The organism is Lacrimispora xylanisolvens (genome assembly GCF_002934545.1).
Classification (GTDB): Bacteria; Bacillota; Clostridia; order Lachnospirales; family Lachnospiraceae; genus Lacrimispora; species Lacrimispora xylanisolvens.
In genome coordinates this window covers 187,400-204,397 of sequence record NZ_PTJA01000011.1, presented here as the reverse complement: position 1 = coordinate 204,397, position 16,998 = coordinate 187,400, and the positions used below count along the sequence as shown (strand labels likewise).

The following is a 16,998-nucleotide window of genomic DNA, read 5'->3' as shown; positions in this document are numbered from 1 at the left end:
ATGGCGAAGTCACACCTTCGCTCTTTTGCTATGCTATTTTTTATTTCAATACTATTATACACTATTTTTGACTATTTGCGGAATTTCCTATAAAGTAAAAAAAGAAAGACCCTTTTGAGTCTTTCCTTATTTTAACCACATTTATTCAAATCGCACAATTTCTTTTTTCAGACGCTTCATAATCTTTTTCTCAAGTCTTGATATGTAGGATTGGGAAATGCCAAGTAAATCCGCCACTTCCTTCTGGGTCATTTCTTCCCCATCCTCATCAGAAAGGCCAAACCGCAGTTCCACGATTTTGCGCTCTCTGGGGCTTAAACGGCTGATTGCTGAGTTAAGTAGGTTTCTTTCCACCTCTGTTTCTAAGTCTTTATATATTACATCCTCATCTGTGCCAAGAATATCAGACAAAAGGAGCTCATTTCCATCCCAATCCACATTCAATGGCTCATCAATGGATACTTCCATTTTTGTCTTGTTATTTCTCCTCAAATACATGAGTATTTCATTTTCAATGCAACGGGAAGCATAAGTAGCCAGTTTTATATTTTTAGTGGGGTTAAAGGTATTAATTGCCTTAATCAATCCGATGGTTCCGATGGAAATCAAATCTTCCACACCAACACTTGTATTATCAAATTTTTTAGCTATATATACCACCAGGCGGAGATTGTGTTCAATCAATTCTGATTTCGCTTTCTGATCGTCGTCTCCTCCAAGAAGTGCAATAATCTGGGCTTCTCTCTCATTATCAAGGGGCGCTGGCAGGATATCCGCACCTCCAATGTAATGGATCTCCCCCTGAGACGGCATCATCAATGTTCTAAATGTAGGAATTGCTTTAAACTGAAAACGATTTGGTACAGACACTTTTATAATCATATCGACACTCTCTCCTTTACATCAAACAATCACTCATCGTGCAACAGCATCTGATATTCTCCGCTTGAGGACAGGGCCTTTTTGCTGACAGCAATCAGAGGCTTTTCAATTATTCTCACATCATCTCCCTGACGTACTTCCATCTCGTCTAAAAAAATACCGGGCAAGACTCCGTTTGATTTTCCAACGCTTCCAAATGGAATATAAACCACTTCTGAAACGCTTTCACAGAGTTCCCGGACGGCTTCATAGGTCACAACATGGGCTGGGCGGCGGCTTACCGGCTCAAAAAGGCGGTTTCCTGTATCAAGAAGAGCAGTCACCTTCTTTTCCTTTCCTCTGTAATGCATGGTGACTTCATAAAAATTACTCTTTGCTTTCCACAGTCCCGGCAGCCATCGAAGCATGACCCGGATTCCAAAATAGGACCCGGCTCCCAAAAAAATCAACTGGTAAAAAGGTATGGCCTTTCCTGTATTTCCTCTAAGAATCTGTTCTATATAATAGCCAGCCTTCGTATGCTGATATAGGAACTCCATAATTCCTCCTACAGCCACAGCAGCCAGATATAGGGCTATTAATCCTTTTCCGATATCTTTGGGTCTCTTTAAGTCGAAAGCAGTCATTACCATCAGGGTACTGACTCCCAGATAAGTAACTGCCATCTCAAGCAAAACAGGCAAATATGGAAAAGCAGCGGCAAACACGGCCCACGCTGCTCCTAAAACTGCCCCCAGAATCAGCCTCCATCGGATCAGACGGTACTTCATTGCACGTCTTACGATAGACAATACCAGAAAATCCATGGTAAAATTAATAAAGAACAATACATCTATGTACAGGTTAAGTTCCGTTGCTGCGTTCACCTCCCGCCCTGTAGGAACATTATAGCCAGTTATCCTTTCAGAATTTGTCAAAACCACGGAAAAAATTCCACTTTTTCATCGTCTTTTTCCAACCAGCAATGTCACTTCCCGACAGTATTTTACAGTCCCAATCTGATATTTTTGTCTTACCCTCACTTATTTGGAAATGAATGGCAGGGCTGAGAATGATTCTAAACCAATCCCGGACAGCAAAAAAACAGCCAGACACGATTAAGTTCCGTGTTCGACTGTTTTTTCATACAAAAGTAAATTGTCGATTTTTTTAAACTTTAAGAGAGCTGGGCAAGACGTTCCTTCACCTGTTCCATCATCTGAGCATATTTCTCAAGTTTTGCTTTTTCTTCTTCGATTTTGGCCTCAGGCGCCTTGCTTACGAATTTTTCATTGCTTAACATGGTACGCACGCGGGTCAGTTCCTTTTCCAGACGTTCTTCTTCCTTTTTCAGACGGTCAATTTCTTTTTCAATATCAACCAGTTCTGCAAATGGCATATAGATGACAGCCTGGTGAATCACTGCAGAAACCGCATCCTCGCCGATTCCTGACTTGTCCTTTTGAATGAATACCTCGCCTGCATAACCAAGGGTTGCAAAGAAAACTTTGCTGTGTTCAAAGATATCCAGTATTTCCTGGTTCTCAGAAACTACATATACTTTTGCTTTTTTGCTGGGAGGAACATTCATGGAGGTTCTGACATTTCTGATTCCTCTTACTGCCTCCTTAATGGTTTCTACCGCCAGCTCTTCTGCTTCAAATGCATATTCTTCCCTGTATTCCGGCCAGTTTGAGATCATGATTGACTCTTCTTCCTCCTGAAGATTACAGAAAATCTCCTCCGTTAAGAACGGCATGTAGGGGTGAAGAAGTTTCAGGGAGTTAATTAAAACAGTTTTTAAGGTCCATACAGCGGCATTCTTTGTGGTATCTTCTTCATTCCACAGCCTTGGTTTCACCATCTCGATATACCAGTCACAGAATTCTTCCCAGATAAAATCATAAACTTTGGAAAGAGCAATTCCAAGCTCATATTTATCCAGATTTTCTGTCACATCCCTGGCAAGGGTATTGGCTTTTGACAAGATCCATTTATCCGCCATGGTAAGCTCAGATAGTTCTGCCTTTGCATCAGGAGCCTTTTCAATATTCATCATGATAAACCGGGAAGCGTTCCATACTTTATTGGCAAAGTTTCTGCTTGCCTCTACCCGCTCCCAGTAAAAACGCATATCATTTCCAGGGGCGTTTCCGGTAATCAGTGTCATTCTAAGAGCGTCTGCGCCGTATTTATCAATAACCTCCAGAGGATCAATCCCATTTCCCAGGGATTTACTCATTTTTCTACCTTCGGAATCTCTTACCAGTCCATGAATCAGCACAGTGTGGAACGGAAGCTCCCCTGTCTGCTCAATTCCGGAGAATACCATACGGATTACCCAGAAGAAAATAATATCATAGCCGGTTACAAGAACGCTGGTAGGATAGAAATATTTTAAATCCTCTGTATTTTCCGGCCAGCCAAGGGTTGAGAATGGCCAGAGCGCTGAGGAAAACCAGGTATCAAGGGTATCTTCATCCTGTGTAAAGTGAGTGCCTCCGCACTTTGGACACACATCAGGTGAATCCTTGGAAACAATAATCTCATGGCACTCATCACAATAAAATGCCGGAATTCTGTGACCCCACCATAGCTGTCTGGAGATACACCAGTCCCTGATATTTTCCAGCCAGTGAAGGTAGATCTTATCAAAACGTTCCGGAACGAATTTCAGCTTGCCGGTTTTCAATGCCTCGATTGCCGGTTTTGCCATCTCTTCCATCTTTACGAACCACTGCTGTTTTACCATTGGCTCTACTGTAGTCTTACAGCGGTCATGGGTACCAACTGCATGGGCATGGGGAACCACCTTAACCAAAAGTCCCAGTTCCTCCAAGTCCTTTACAATGACCTTTCTGGCTTCATAACGATCCATACCGTTATACTTGCTTCCTGCAAGACATATGGTAGCATCATCGTTCATAATTGTCAGTTCAGGCAGCTGATGTCTTCTTCCCACCTCAAAGTCGTTGGGGTCATGAGCCGGAGTGATCTTAACGCATCCGGTACCGAATTCTTTATCAACATAGGAATCTGCAATCACTGGAATCTCTCTTCCAGTCAGGGGAAGTGTTAACATCTTACCAACGATGTCCTGATAACGCTCATCATCGGGATTGACTGCAACTGCTGTATCGCCTAATAGGGTTTCCGGTCTGGTGGTTGCAATTTCTACAAATCTGCCTTCTTCACCGGCAATGGGATAGTTTATATGCCAGAAAAAGCCGTTCTGATCTTCATGCTCTACCTCTGCATCAGAAATAGAAGTCTGGCACACGGGACACCAGTTTACTATTCTGGAACCCTTATAGATAAAACCTTTTTTATGCAGCCGGATGAAAACTTCCTGGACTGCCTCGGAACAACCCTCATCCATGGTAAAACGCTCTCTGTCCCAGTCAGCGGAAGATCCCATCTTGTGAAGCTGGTTAATGATTCTGCTTCCGTAATCTTTTCTCCAGTCCCAGCATTTTTCCAGAAAGCCATCCCGTCCCAGATCTGCCTTCTCAATCCCCTGGGCTCTTAAGCTTTCAATTACTTTTACTTCTGTGGCAATGGCTGCATGATCCGTTCCCGGCTGCCATAAGGCCTCAAAGCCCTGCATCCTCTTATAGCGGATCAGAATATCCTGCATGGTATTATCAAGGGCATGTCCCATATGAAGATGACCGGTAATATTAGGCGGGGGCATCACAATGGTAAATGGTTTCTTATCCTTATTTGGTTTGGCATGGAAATACTTTTTGTCCAGCCATTTCTGATAAAGTTTGCCTTCAATCCCTGACGGATCATAGGTTTTTTCCAACTCTTTCATAATCTACTCCTTTTGTCAGCTCGTTATTTGGGAAAACAAAAAGCCCTCTGCATCCGAAGACACAAAGGGCGTATAAACGCGGTACCACCTTTATTACGGCAGATTCTGCCATATCTTTACGGCCTTTAACGGGGCCACGCGTGAAAGCCTACTGTATATTAATAATTCAGCTTTCCAGTTCCGAAGCTACCTTCCGCAAACACTACCTTAACCGTCTTTCAGCCAGTGAACGGTTTTCTCTTTCAGGGTTATGTGCGTACTCCTCTTCATCAATACCTTTTCCTGTTATCTAGTATATGATAGAAGTTTTTTGCCGTTTTGTCAAGACATAATATTACGGTATTCCTTCTTCCACCTGGAAACCAGTTCTCCTGCTCCCTGGAAACGCTTGATGGGATCTTTCTGGAATAAGTTTTCCAGTTCAAGCAGGCTTTTTGCCTTTCCTGCGTTTTCGTTTGCCACTGCCCGTTCTTCTCTGCATACTTCCTTTAATTCTTCCGTCATCAAAGACATAAAACGTTCTCCCGGCATTACAGATGGGTTCCACTGATTTAAGTGGCAGATCTTTTTTAATACTTCCTCATTGTTAACCAGGTCGTATGATTTTTCATAGGCTCTGCAGGCTTTATCCATCAGAAACAGCCGGGCATAGGCAGCGCCTAAGTTGTGATAGACTTTTGCGGTAAAACTGTCACTGCCCCGGTCCGTTCTTGCCATATCAAGGATTCTGATATAGATAGAAACCGCCTTTCCGTATTGATTCTTCTGAAAAAGGAAATCCGCCTTTTGCTTTAACAGTTCAGACTGGGGTAGTCTTCGAAATGCAGCCAGCTGCTGGCGAAACCGCCCCACTTCCACCGCGCTGTAATAATCACATTCGTGAAGAATCATCGCCAGCAGCTCATCTTCCTCTTCCCCGCTTTTCTGCCATTTTTCCAGCTTTGCTGCAAAAAACGCCATATCTAAATCTTCCCGGATAAACTCCAGCAGGCTTTCATCCACAAAGCCATCCAGTACCAGAAGGGGATGATTATAAATTACATAACAAAGTTCCTGGGAGGAAAAAATACGCACTCCCAGATATTCAAAATAAAACGGCCGTTTTACCGGTTCCTGCCGGCACAAAATAAGGCTCATAGCATGACCTCCTGCCTGATCACCGTATCGGTAGCAGGAAACAGCTCTCCAAATCCCTTATCCTTTAATACCACCGCCATGGTTTTCTCATCCAGAAAGCCAAAGCTGATTCCCAGTCTGGTTGTCCGGTCCGGGCGGTTGGGGAATCCCTCCAGGGGTATCTTTACCAGCCTCTTTTGCTTGGGATCCATGGGTGTTACCATAAACTCCACATAATCCTGCTTGTCTACGATTAAATCAACACTGCTTTTTGCCTCATACCAGTTGTCCCCTGCTGCAGCCACAACCAGCTGACTCTCCCGTTCCTTATGAAGTACACGTAAGGATACTGTAGAATGAAGATGACCGTCACAGATACAGACAAAGGGATAAGCGCTGTTATCCTTAAGATAATCCATACCTTTAAAGGCAGCTCCTCTGGCAAACAGCTCCGGCTCCATATAAACCTTTTTTCGGGAACAGAGTACTTTCATGGAATCTTTTGCCCAGTCATGGCGTTCAAACCCTTTCCCTGTTAAAAATACAGAAGAAAAGAGTTTCTTTTGCAAAAGCCGGTCTGCACAGGAGCTTAAGATTTTATCTGCAAGCTTACCTCCGGAAGGGGTATCTAATATATCCAGATTAAAGCTTTCTTCCAAAGCCTCATGCTCTGCAATCACCATCATTTTCCGAAGTCCTCTCTGGACCTTCAGCTCATGATAATGAAAGGAGTCTTCTGACAAATCAAATACGCCCACCTGATTGCCCCATACTTCTTTTTTCTGGCTCAGCACATAGTAAACAAAGCTTTCTGTATGGCTGATAATATGAACCTTCTCCCGCTCAATCCCAAGGGAGTCCGCACAATACATCAGCGCATCCATCAGTTTTGTATCCACTTTCTGCATGGTAATTACCAGCTCTTTAATCTCCTCACAGAAGAATTCTTCCATAGGGAGTTTTATTATTTTTTTCAAAAATAGCTTCAATAAGTCAAGACCTTCATATTTTGTACCGCCAAGTGTTGCAGTACCGTCTTTTCTTACCATCTTTATCAGCTTGTCCACAATGATGCCTTCTCCCACAAGAGTATAGGCGTATGCTTCTTCTCCTATGTACCAGGCTTCCTCATCCTTTTTCTTACAGATAACTGTAGGAATACTCCATGATTTTTCTCTGTCATGGCAGCATATCCGGGTATAGGCATCACACAGATCAAGCCCTATTATCAGTCCGTCCATTGACATCCCCTTATCTTACATCAGTGAAAATATTTCTTCTGCAGCAGCATTCTTCTTTAAATACTCCTGCATCCGTTTTTTAAGCCCGGTCTCATCCTTCAGATTAAGAGACAGGCTCATTTCGTTTAAGCAGGCATATCTGCTGTCCGAATCTTCCGGTGTCACGCCTGCCTCGCAGCTGACGCTTCCCTCTTCCTTTAATACCCATTCCTCATCAACCAGTTCTTTTACCCGGTATTCCATGATTTCGCCTTCAAACAGTATCTTCTGTTTTACGAAAACACCCTGATACATACGGGTAATATCCTCACTGTGATATTCTTCTTCATCAGGAAGAATCCTGATTTCTAGTTCAATTTTAGAATCCCGCTCTGCACAGTGTGAAATCATGGCCTTATCCATGATATCTTCTGGCATGGCCACATATTTTGCCAGCTTTTTATAGTATGGAAATACCAGACGTTCTTCCAGTAAAAGGGATACCATGGTTTTTAACAATTCTTTCTGCTCTTCATCAATGGCCGGGAGCTGAGAATAATATCTGGTCAGCGCCAGTAAATAGATGGTTGGAAAACGGCCTTTCTGAACCGCAGCCTGTATGATCCTTTCCAGATATGAAAACACCCATTCTTCCGGTTCTTTCTCATTCATAAAATAGTCGGTGCACTTTATGGTAAAATATGCTTTTACAATGCTCTCACCAGGCTCTTTTCTGCTTTGATACAGATGAAAAACCTTATCCAGTCTCAGGGTATCGCCGCTGAACATCATCTGTGCGGACAGACGCTCTTCTAAGTCATAGGTCTCCACATGAAGGGAGACACCCTGCAGCAGAATCCGGTACATCTGGCTGCTGAGACCATTATAATGTTCACACAGGTAATCCAGAAGAACACTGTCGTTCTCCTCTTCTAAAAAAGCAGTATATGCCAGATGGAGTAAAAGCCCATCCTCACAGAAGAGATTCTTAAGAATCATCTCCGTGCAAAGCTTATGAAGCTGTTTGGAACTGATCCCTTCTGCGCCGAAATCCCGGATCATTTTGTAAGCTTCTTCCATGTAATTGTTGCGGATCAGCGTATCACAGACTCCGGCCCGCTCCTGCCTGGTAAGTACCTTTTTATCAAGCTTTAGCAGGTATCCGGCTCCTTCTCCCTGTTCTGGCGCAGCTTCTGACTGCTTTTGGTAATATTCAATGACTCTGGAAAGCAGCAGCTTCTGGTAAAACGGCCGCAGATTGGGATCTTCCAGTGTGCTTTCCAAAATCTGAACCTCTTTTGCATCTTTCGCTCCGTCAGCCAGAATCTGATCACAAACACGAAGCCGAAGCATGGAATGCTCCGGATACAGTTCAAAGCACCGTTCTTCCAGCTCGGTCCGTTCCATCACCGGATCTTTCTTATATGAAATATTGGCGTACCGGTTTCCATAGGCATCCTGGAAAAGCAGAATACTGTGTTCGGAAAACAGGGGTACATAGGCAACTCCGTCATTTAAAAGAAATGCATCTTCCTGTGTCATCTCTTCATAGCAGACAATTACATATTTCATTTTTTTATTGCTGCATTCCACACGGTAAGAGCGCAGAATAGAAGGAAGTACTTTTGCCATGGATAAATCCACTACTTCCTTTAATAAAATACGCTCATAGATGGCAGCCAGGTAATTATCAATTCTGGATTCAAAAAGCTGTTCTGTTGCAAACTTTTCAATGACCCGCTCATAAGCCTGATAAAGAGGGTCAACCGGCTCTAAATATACGAGAACATTCTTATATAAAACGCTTCTGCTGTAAAGATCCAGTTCACTTCCACCATAGGAAAAATAAAGAAGCACTTCTTTTGGGAGCAGATAGCAGTAGTTCTTTGGCAATGCATAAAGATAGTATTCATAAAGCCTGGTCAGGCTGATTCCCGCCCTGATTCCCTTCTCATACCAGGAAAAGGCTTCCAAATTACGGCACTCTCCTTTGATTAACAGGGAACAGATAGCTTCTAATACTTCTTTTTCAGATGTCTCTTTGTACAGTCTGCAAAGCATCCGGTAATGCAGCCGGTTATAATGCTTGGCTGTGAGCGTGAGCCTGCAGATCTGTGTGATCAGCCGTTTCTCTATTATCCCTTTTCCTGCAGAGGAAAACAGGATCTGAAGCTCCATGGGACCAATGGCACGCATCAGTTCCGGAGCGCTGTTTAAAACTTGGCATCCCCACACATAGAAAAAGGGGCTTCTTACCCCTGCTTCATATTGACGCTTGAGGATTGCCAGTAATGCCGGCGGATTCTCAAGCAGCCGGCTGTCTGATTTAGTCAGAAGTCCAAACAGATAAAACAGATGCTGCTCTTCTTCCAGATATTTTTTCATCAGACGGACAAGAGATTCCCTCTGGTATTCATCAGGCTGGATCTCAAGTCTTAAATACTGGTAATAACAGTAAATCTCTTTCTTTTCCTGTCTCTGTGAAAGAATCTCATCCCGGCTGTCATCCAGGAAAAGAGCAGCTTCTGATTTCTCTCCTGCAAACAGACGGCATTCTGCACGAAGCAGTTTAATAAGGCCTGACTCTCCCTTCATCAGTTCGATTTCATCCAGTGCCTTCTCCATCTCTTTGCACAGGGAATCAGCCGGTTCTTTCCCCGTCTCTGCTTCCAGGCGGAGCCGCAAAAATCGGCCGAATGCCTCTTTTGCAAAGGCGTCCTCCGCCGATATTCCTCCTCCGGGGTTACATACCGATGTTACTGGTATTAAAAAGCATTCTTCCACTCCGTTTATCTGAATTCTGCCATAATTTTCTCCCTGATGCATACGATCCGGGTGTACAAGAAAAGGCAGCTCATATCTGTCATCTGTAAAATCCTGCTCGCCAATGGTCTTCTTTGGCAGTTCTATAAAATCACAGTCTGTCGTCACTTCCAGATTGATATAGCCCCAGCTGCTGCGCTTTAACTCAACCCAGTCCTTAACAACATCCTCCAGTTCTCCATATCTGCGTTCTCCGGTATCCACCGATAATTCAACCGGTTTTTTCACCTTTAACGCTACAAGAAACTCTTCCAGTTCCTTTCTTCTGTCAGGCCGGCCCTTTAATCCGTCATAAATTGCCCTTACATGAAGGTCTTTCATAAACGGGGCCGTAACAAAATCGCGGTACTCAAACAAGCGAAGAGCCGTATCCATATCTTTTTTTGCAGTATCTGCAAAATTCTCTGCCGTCGTTAAATCACTCAGTGCTTTCCCTGACGTGCCAAGCTCCACCCGAAACGAATAAGGGACTTCCTTCTCGCCGCCATTGGTAACCAGATAAAAAGATCCCTTAATTACGTCCCCATCTTCCATGAAACTGCTGTTAATCTCATAGACCAGATGGTTGTATGTACCTCCAAACGACCCGCTTATCATACGAACGCGGTAATCAGAGGAATATGCAAGCCCTTTTATATGCAGGTTATTCTCACTGGTAACGACAAGTTCCCGTCTCGTGGCTCCGCCTGAACGTACCACATCATCAATTCCCGATGGGGTAACCTTTATCTTTGGAATTTCTGAATCAATGATGCCCTTTGCCAGCCTGTTGATTCGTTCTCTCATAGTACCACCTGTATCTTCAATTTCCTTATGTTTTTCGTTTGCTTCATTTGAATTACTCTATATTCTAACATATTTTCTATTGATTTAAAACCCTAAAATTGGTATGATAAATAAAAACTGTTGAAAAAAGGACAAACTCATTATGACAACCAACGAGAAAGCATTATTGCTTCATGAAAAATGGGGCGGAAAGCTGGAAATTACTTCCAAAGCAGCAGTAAAAAGCAGGGAAGATTTAGCCCTTGCCTACACCCCCGGAGTAGCGGAGCCATGTAAGGTAATCGCGGACAATCCGGAAGCTGCCTATCAATATACCATAAAGTCCAATACCATTGCTGTTGTATCCGATGGCAGCGCTGTTTTAGGGCTTGGTAATATCGGTCCGCTTGCAGCCATGCCGGTAATGGAAGGAAAGGCCGTATTGTTTAAAGAATTCGGCGGAGTCAATGCCATTCCCATCTGTTTAGACACACAGGATACGGAAGAAATCATTAAAACCGTCGCTGCCATAGCTCCTGCATTTGGCGGAATTAATCTGGAAGACATTTCAGCGCCAAGATGCTTTGAGATTGAAGAGCGGTTAAAGAAGCTGCTTCCCATTCCGGTCTTTCACGACGACCAGCACGGAACTGCCATTGTAGTTCTTGCCGGAGTGATTAATGCCCTGAAAGTAACAGGGAAAAAGAAAGAGGACTGCCGGGTGGTAGTAAACGGCGCAGGCTCTGCCGGTATTGCTATTACCAGACTTCTGCTGTCTTACGGATTTTTGCATATCGTCCTTTGCGACCGGGCCGGTATCCTTTATAAAGGAATGGAAGGCTTAAACTGGATGCAGGAAAAGATGATGGATTGCACCAACCTGGAAGGTCAGACAGGAAACCTGGCTGATGCCATGAAGGGTGCCGATATTTTCATCGGAGTTTCAGCTCCGGGAATTGTAACTGAAGAGATGGTTACTTCCATGAATTCTGATTCCATTCTTTTCGCCATGGCAAACCCGGTACCTGAAATCATGCCGGATCTGGCAAAAAAGGCCGGCGCAAGGGTTGTTGGTACAGGAAGATCTGATTTCCCGAATCAGGTCAATAACGTAGTGGTTTTCCCAGGTATTTTCAAAGGTGCACTGGAGGGAAGAGCTGCTGCCATTACAGAAGAGATGAAGCTTGCTGCTGCTGAGGCCATTGCCGGTCTGGTAGCGCCTTCGGAAATAAATGAAGATAATATCCTGCCCGAGGCTTTTGATCCCCGTGTGGCAGATATTGTCAGCCGGGCGGTAAAAGACCATATCCGGTAATAGAAAGATGGAGGTTATCCGATGCTCTCAGAACCTATGACACTATATAAGCTGATGATTCTATACATGCTGAAGCAGGTAAACTTTCCCCTGACCAGTGCACAATTATCTAACTTTTTTCTGGAGCATGAATATACCACATATTTTACGTTGAATCAGGCATTGAATGAACTGTTAGAGGCAAGACTGCTGCATGTGGAGACCAATCACAACAGCAGCCGGTACGACATTACCAGAGAAGGGGAAGAGACTCTTTCCTTCTTTGGCAATAAGATATCACCGGCGATTGTCCATGACATGGATGAATATTTAAAAGAAAACAAGTTCCGTCTCCGCAACGAAGTTGGTGTAACAGCAGATTACTATAAATCCACAACCCAGGATTACATTGTTCACTGCGAAGTAAGGGAAGGTAAGAACTGTCTGATTAATCTGGAACTATCTGTTCCGGATAAAGATCAGGCAGAAATCATGTGTGACCACTGGAAGTTAAAAAGTCAGGAAATTTATGCATTTGCCATGAAATCTTTGATGAGCGGATCTTAGGGATCCTGCCCATAGATAGGAGTAAGGGGGAATTCGTTTGAAAAAAGTTCCGGTAAAAAAAACATGGTATCACTTAATCTCAGACCATTATCAGACTTTAAAATTGCAGCACAAAAAGAAGATGTTCCGGTTAAAAGCCAGGTTGTTTCTCACTGTCTTTTTGCCGTTTCTGATTTTTATGCTGGGAGCCGAAGTGCTTCGTACTTTCTTACGGATCAAGATACGCGATATTTTTTCCCACAAAGAATGAAAAGACTGATCACATAAGGCGGCTGTCATCAGCCGCCCCTTTTTACTTTATCCGGTTTCGTTCCTCTCCCCGAAGATAAGAAACCATGTTTTCGTACACTTCATACAGGCACCTTCTTCTGGCCTCAACCGTAGCCCAGGCGATGTGGGGAGTAATGATCAGCTTTGTACTGTCTTTGATCTTAAGAAGGGGATTATCCGGCAGCATAGGTTCTGCACTGATTACATCCAGTCCTGCTCCTGCGATTTCTCCTGTTTCCAGAGCCTTTAAAAGCGCCTCTTCTCTTATGATATTTCCCCTTCCCAGATTCAGAAGAACAGCAGTTTTTTTCATCTTCCTTAATGCATCTTCATCAATTAAATATTCTGTAGCAGAATTTAACGGGGCATGTATGGATATGATATCTGACTGTTTTAATAAAGCATCAAATTCAACCCGCTCCCAGAGAGAATTACTGTTATTACCGGAAGTAGAATAATAGATTACACGGCAGCCAAAGGCTTCTGCCACCTTTGCCACTCCTCTCCCAATCTCTCCAAGTCCGATAATGCCCCAGGTTTTACCATAAAGTTCATTGAATTTTATATCAAAGTTACTGAATATATCACTGGCTGCGTACTCTCCCGACTTCACAAACTGATCGTAATAGGAAAGCTTCTCATATACATAAAACAGCAATGCAAAGGTATGCTGTATCACAGACTGGGTGGAATATCCTTTTACATTGGTGACTGCAATGTTCCTTTTTCTGACATAATCAAAGTCAACCGTATTGGTTCCGGTAGCTGTCAGGCAGATGAGTTTTACATGCTGGGCATCCCTTAGGGTTTCCTCATTCATGGGAATCTTATTTACCACAATCACATCTGCATCCTTTACCCGTTCATGGTTATATTCTGGTTCTGATTTATTATATTTTACCACCTCTCCCAGATTATAAAACGGTGTATAATCCACATCATCTCCCAAAGTATCCGTTTCCATAAAGACGATTCTCATATATACCCCCTCTTTGTTATCCACTTTTTTACCAGTATATCAAAAAGGAGCCTGCTCCACAACTGATCATTCAGTTATTTTGCGACAGCTCCGTCTGCTTCTAACCCTGCATAAAACGGGTTAAAAATTCCTTTGTTGAGTTTTTCTGAGGATTACCAAATATATCAGCTGGTGCTCCCTCTTCTTCAATCACACCACCTGCCATATAAACCACATGGTTGGACACATCTCTTGCAAACGCCATCTCATGGGTTACAATGATCATGGTGAGTCCTTCCTTTGCAAGTGTTCTCATAACTGCAAGAACTTCTCCTACCATCTGGGGATCCAGGGCGGAAGTGGGCTCGTCAAAAAGAAGTACCTCCGGTTCCATGGCAAGTGCTCTTGCGATGGCTACCCTCTGCTTCTGACCACCTGAAAGCTGTCTTGGCTTAGCATTGATATAAGGCGCCATTCCAACCTTCTCTAAAAACATCATGGCTTTTCTTCTGGCTTCTTCCTTATCTTTCTTTAAAACTTTCACCTGACCAACCATACAGTTTTCCAGTACAGTCATATTATTAAAGAGATTAAAATTCTGAAACACCATGCCAACTCGGGTACGGTATTCGGGAACATTCATCTTTCTGTCTGTAATATCCACATCATGGTATAAAATCTCACCGGTAGTGGGTGTTTCCAAAAGATTGATGCAGCGCAAAAGAGTGGATTTTCCTGAGCCGGATGCTCCGATGATGCAGGTCACATCTTTGGCATTTACATTGAAATCAATATCTCTTAATACTACATTGGTTCCAAATGTTTTACTTAAATGACGAATTTTTAACACATTGCTTTCAGCCATTTATTTATCCTCCTTCTCTTTTGGGTCCGGAAATTTCACCATTCCACTGGTATAAGCCAGGGTATCTGTTGTAGCCAGATCGTAGCTGTCCGGTCCATCCATCTTTTTCTCCCAGTGCCGGAGAATTCTGGAACAGGTAAAGGTCAGGACAAAGTAAATGACCATGGTGATGGTAAATGCTTCAAAATACGTATAGTAAGCTCCTGCCACACCCTTTGTCGCATAAAACAGCTCTACAACTCCGATCACAGAAAGCACACAGGTATCCTTAATATTAATAATTAAGTTATTGCCAATCTGAGGCATGATATTGCGAAGTGCCTGTGGCATGATGACATTTAACATGGTCTGGTAATGGGTCATACCAATGGCTTTTGCACCTTCTGTCTGGCCCGGATCAATAGAAAGGATTCCGCCTCTGACCGTCTCTGCCATATAGGCTCCTGTGTTGATTGAGACTATAAAATAGGATGCAAATACTATGGACATATTAATTCCAAAAAGTGCGGAAGAACCATAGAAAATAAACATGGCCTGAACCATCATGGGGGTTCCGCGGAAGACCTCTACATATACATTTAAAATAAATTTAATTCCTTTAATCAGTATCTTTTTAAACAGATTATCCTGCTTTGATTCCGGAGTGGTCTGAATAATTCCTACTGCAAATCCGATTACACATCCGATCAATGTGCCTACAATGGCAATCGCCATTGTTTTGCCAGCCCCTGCTAAGAAGGACGGACCATAATTTTGCAGAATAAATACCATTCTTCCAAAAAAATCTGACGGCAAAGACATATATTACCCTCTCCCTTTCACAGCTTGGTTAAAACAGAACAAGGGGCACGGAAAAACTCCCATCCCGTGCCTGCAAGCTCCGATTCCTCTTATTATTATTTTGAAAGCGGCTGTACCTTAATTGCCTCTTCCATCATCTTGTTAAAATCATCCTTGGTCATCTTGCCAAGTACTCCGTTTATGGCATCTTTTAATTCAGCATTGCCTTTTTTAACAGAGACTCCAATATTAATGTCCTCATCAGATACTTTGAACTGACCGTCTGTACCGGTAAAATCAAGGAGTTTGAAATCAGGATATGCAATTAAAGCTGCCTGACCAGTTGGCTTATCTGTTACTACCACGTCACATCTTCCAGAACTTAAAGAAACCAGCATGGCAGGAGCGGATTCCTGAGCGGGCTGAATATCAGCATCGGGAATCTGTGGAAGACAATTATCATACCAGATGGTGTTTAACTGGGATGTAGCAACTGCACCCTTTAAGTCAGCAACACTTTTTGCATTCTCAAACTTACCGCCAGCTTTTACCAAAGCCACAATGGTTGCATAATAATATGGATTTGTGAAATCAACGGACTGCATACGCTCTGCAGTAACGGATTGTCCCGCGATAACACAATCAACCTTACCGGACTGAACAGCAGGTACTAAAGAATCCCAGTCCAGCTTTACAATCTCCAGGTTATAGCCCAGCTCGTCCGCAATCTTTTTCGCCATCATTACATCATAACCATATGCATAATCAGAGCTTCCAGAGATCTTCACTGCTCCGTTTGCATCGGTTGGCTGAGTCCAGTTGTAAGGAGCATAGCTGCACTCCATGGCAACTTTTAATACTTTTTTGTCTCCTGCTTCTTTTCCTGTACCGGAAGTGCCCGCTGTGGAGTTACCGCCTGCACAGGCAGTCAATGCTGCCGCTGCCAGAGCTGCTGCCATGAGAGTTGATACAATTTTCTTCATAGTTTTTTTCATAACTGTTTTCTCCTCTTTCTGCTATAATGAACTCTATGTAATAAATAGGTTCATTATAAAAAGATTTTTACTCCTTGTCAAGACTATTTACAGAATCCTCAATCAAATCCCAGATTTCTTCTCTGCCCTGTTTTGTCTCCGCTGAAAACGGAATTACGGTCACATCCGCTCCGATTCCCAGCCCGGTCCGCACTACTTTTAATGCCTTTGCAACCTGACTTCGTTTCAGCTTGTCCAGCTTGGTGGCAATAATAACCGGCTGATATCCATTACTAATGATCCAGTCGTACATGGTTTTATCATTATCTGATGGCTCGTGACGGATATCAATCAGCAGAAACACACATTTCAGCATAGGCGAATTATGAAGATAATTTTCAATCATCTTTCCCCATTTTGCTTTAACTTCTACGGATACCTTTGCATAACCGTATCCGGGAAGATCCACATAATACAGCGAATCATTAATATTGTAAAAATTAATGGTCTGTGTTTTACCTGGAGAGGATGAAGTTCTTGCAAAGGACTTCCGGTTCATAAGTGCATTGATGAGAGAGGATTTGCCCACGTTTGACTTACCTGCAAATGCAAATTCCGGTTTTGTGTTCTCCGGAAGCTTGCTGGTAATTCCGCATACAGTCTCCAGTTCTACGGTTTTAATAATCAT

The 16,998-nt window shown here is 43.2% G+C and carries 14 protein-coding genes and 1 other annotated feature; of the genes, 3 read left to right on the top strand and 11 right to left on the bottom strand.

What is annotated here, in order from left to right; all coding sequences use genetic code 11:
• Positions 1–141 precede the first annotated feature (141 nt).
• From sigE to BXY41_RS19440, 6 genes are all read right to left on the bottom strand, one after another.
• Positions 142–882, bottom strand: coding sequence for an RNA polymerase sporulation sigma factor SigE (gene sigE, locus BXY41_RS19465; protein ID WP_104438538.1), 741 nt, complete (start codon positions 880–882; stop codon positions 142–144).
• A 29-nt stretch (positions 883–911) separates the two neighbouring features.
• A complete protein-coding gene (locus tag BXY41_RS19460; protein WP_242980248.1) occupies positions 912–1,748 on the bottom strand; it encodes a sigma-E processing peptidase SpoIIGA in 837 nt (278 codons plus the stop codon).
• A 290-nt stretch (positions 1,749–2,038) separates the two neighbouring features.
• The gene (locus tag BXY41_RS19455; protein ID WP_104438536.1) at positions 2,039–4,678 is read right to left on the bottom strand and encodes a valine--tRNA ligase; all 2,640 of its coding nucleotides are present in this window, start codon (positions 4,676–4,678) and stop codon (positions 2,039–2,041) included.
• A 61-nt stretch (positions 4,679–4,739) separates the two neighbouring features.
• Positions 4,740–4,960, bottom strand: a binding site (T-box leader).
• A gap of 39 nt (positions 4,961–4,999) precedes the next feature.
• A complete protein-coding gene (locus BXY41_RS19450; RefSeq protein ID WP_104438535.1) occupies positions 5,000–5,815 on the bottom strand; it encodes a tetratricopeptide repeat protein in 816 nt (271 codons plus the stop codon).
• Positions 5,812–7,035 carry a DUF5716 family protein gene (locus BXY41_RS19445; protein ID WP_104438534.1) on the bottom strand — a complete coding sequence of 408 codons (1,224 nt, stop codon included), beginning with the start codon at positions 7,033–7,035 and terminating at the stop codon, positions 5,812–5,814. Before BXY41_RS19445 ends, BXY41_RS19450 begins: the two co-directional genes overlap by 4 nt.
• Before the next feature lie 15 nt (positions 7,036–7,050).
• Positions 7,051–10,623 carry a DUF5717 family protein gene (locus BXY41_RS19440; RefSeq protein WP_104438533.1) on the bottom strand — a complete coding sequence of 1,191 codons (3,573 nt, stop codon included), beginning with the start codon at positions 10,621–10,623 and terminating at the stop codon, positions 7,051–7,053.
• 142 nt (positions 10,624–10,765) lie between these two features.
• On the opposite strand from BXY41_RS19440, the gene BXY41_RS19435 reads away from it, so the two are divergent.
• The 3 genes from BXY41_RS19435 to BXY41_RS19425 are packed head-to-tail and all read left to right on the top strand — an operon-like array spanning position 10,766 to position 12,713.
• A complete protein-coding gene (locus tag BXY41_RS19435; RefSeq protein ID WP_104438532.1) occupies positions 10,766–11,917 on the top strand; it encodes an NAD(P)-dependent malic enzyme in 1,152 nt (383 codons plus the stop codon).
• Positions 11,918–11,938: 21 nt separating this feature from the next.
• Complete coding sequence (locus BXY41_RS19430; RefSeq protein WP_104438531.1) at positions 11,939–12,463, top strand: DUF4364 family protein; 525 nt, start codon at positions 11,939–11,941, stop codon at positions 12,461–12,463.
• Positions 12,464–12,500: 37 nt separating this feature from the next.
• Complete coding sequence (locus BXY41_RS19425; RefSeq protein ID WP_104438530.1) at positions 12,501–12,713, top strand: hypothetical protein; 213 nt, start codon at positions 12,501–12,503, stop codon at positions 12,711–12,713.
• 42 nt (positions 12,714–12,755) lie between these two features.
• Here BXY41_RS19425 and BXY41_RS19420 read toward each other — a convergent pair whose 3' ends face one another.
• The 5 genes from BXY41_RS19420 to yihA form a co-directional block, all read right to left on the bottom strand.
• Positions 12,756–13,712 (bottom strand): D-2-hydroxyacid dehydrogenase, encoded by a 957-nt coding sequence (locus BXY41_RS19420; protein ID WP_104438529.1) that lies wholly within the window; start codon positions 13,710–13,712, stop codon positions 12,756–12,758.
• 100 nt (positions 13,713–13,812) lie between these two features.
• Complete coding sequence (locus tag BXY41_RS19415) at positions 13,813–14,556, bottom strand: amino acid ABC transporter ATP-binding protein (RefSeq protein ID WP_104438528.1); 744 nt, start codon at positions 14,554–14,556, stop codon at positions 13,813–13,815.
• The gene (locus BXY41_RS19410; RefSeq protein ID WP_185140378.1) at positions 14,557–15,351 is read right to left on the bottom strand and encodes an amino acid ABC transporter permease; all 795 of its coding nucleotides are present in this window, start codon (positions 15,349–15,351) and stop codon (positions 14,557–14,559) included. It lies immediately after the preceding gene.
• A 101-nt stretch (positions 15,352–15,452) separates the two neighbouring features.
• Complete coding sequence (locus BXY41_RS19405) at positions 15,453–16,331, bottom strand: transporter substrate-binding domain-containing protein (protein WP_104438526.1); 879 nt, start codon at positions 16,329–16,331, stop codon at positions 15,453–15,455.
• Positions 16,332–16,398: 67 nt separating this feature from the next.
• Entirely contained in the window at positions 16,399–16,998 is a 600-nt protein-coding gene (gene yihA, locus BXY41_RS19400; protein ID WP_104438525.1) for a ribosome biogenesis GTP-binding protein YihA/YsxC, read from the bottom strand.

Bases quoted from the DNA above. Each gene is read 5' to 3' on its own strand.
- sigE (WP_104438538.1), bottom strand. From the start codon at position 882: ATGATTATAAAAGTGTCTGTACCAAATCGTTTTCAGTTTAAAGCAATT.
- BXY41_RS19455 (WP_104438536.1), bottom strand. From the start codon at position 4,678: ATGAAAGAGTTGGAAAAAACCTATGATCCGTCAGGGATTGAAGGCAAA.
- BXY41_RS19450 (WP_104438535.1), bottom strand. From the start codon at position 5,815: ATGAGCCTTATTTTGTGCCGGCAGGAACCGGTAAAACGGCCGTTTTAT.
- BXY41_RS19445 (WP_104438534.1), bottom strand. From the start codon at position 7,035: ATGGACGGACTGATAATAGGGCTTGATCTGTGTGATGCCTATACCCGG.
- BXY41_RS19440 (WP_104438533.1), bottom strand. From the start codon at position 10,623: ATGAGAGAACGAATCAACAGGCTGGCAAAGGGCATCATTGATTCAGAA.
- BXY41_RS19435 (WP_104438532.1), top strand. From the start codon at position 10,766: ATGACAACCAACGAGAAAGCATTATTGCTTCATGAAAAATGGGGCGGA.
- BXY41_RS19430 (WP_104438531.1), top strand. From the start codon at position 11,939: ATGCTCTCAGAACCTATGACACTATATAAGCTGATGATTCTATACATG.
- BXY41_RS19420 (WP_104438529.1), bottom strand. From the start codon at position 13,712: ATGAGAATCGTCTTTATGGAAACGGATACTTTGGGAGATGATGTGGAT.
- BXY41_RS19415 (WP_104438528.1), bottom strand. From the start codon at position 14,556: ATGGCTGAAAGCAATGTGTTAAAAATTCGTCATTTAAGTAAAACATTT.
- BXY41_RS19405 (WP_104438526.1), bottom strand. From the start codon at position 16,331: ATGAAAAAAACTATGAAGAAAATTGTATCAACTCTCATGGCAGCAGCT.
- yihA (WP_104438525.1), bottom strand. From the start codon at position 16,998: ATGATTATTAAAACCGTAGAACTGGAGACTGTATGCGGAATTACCAGC.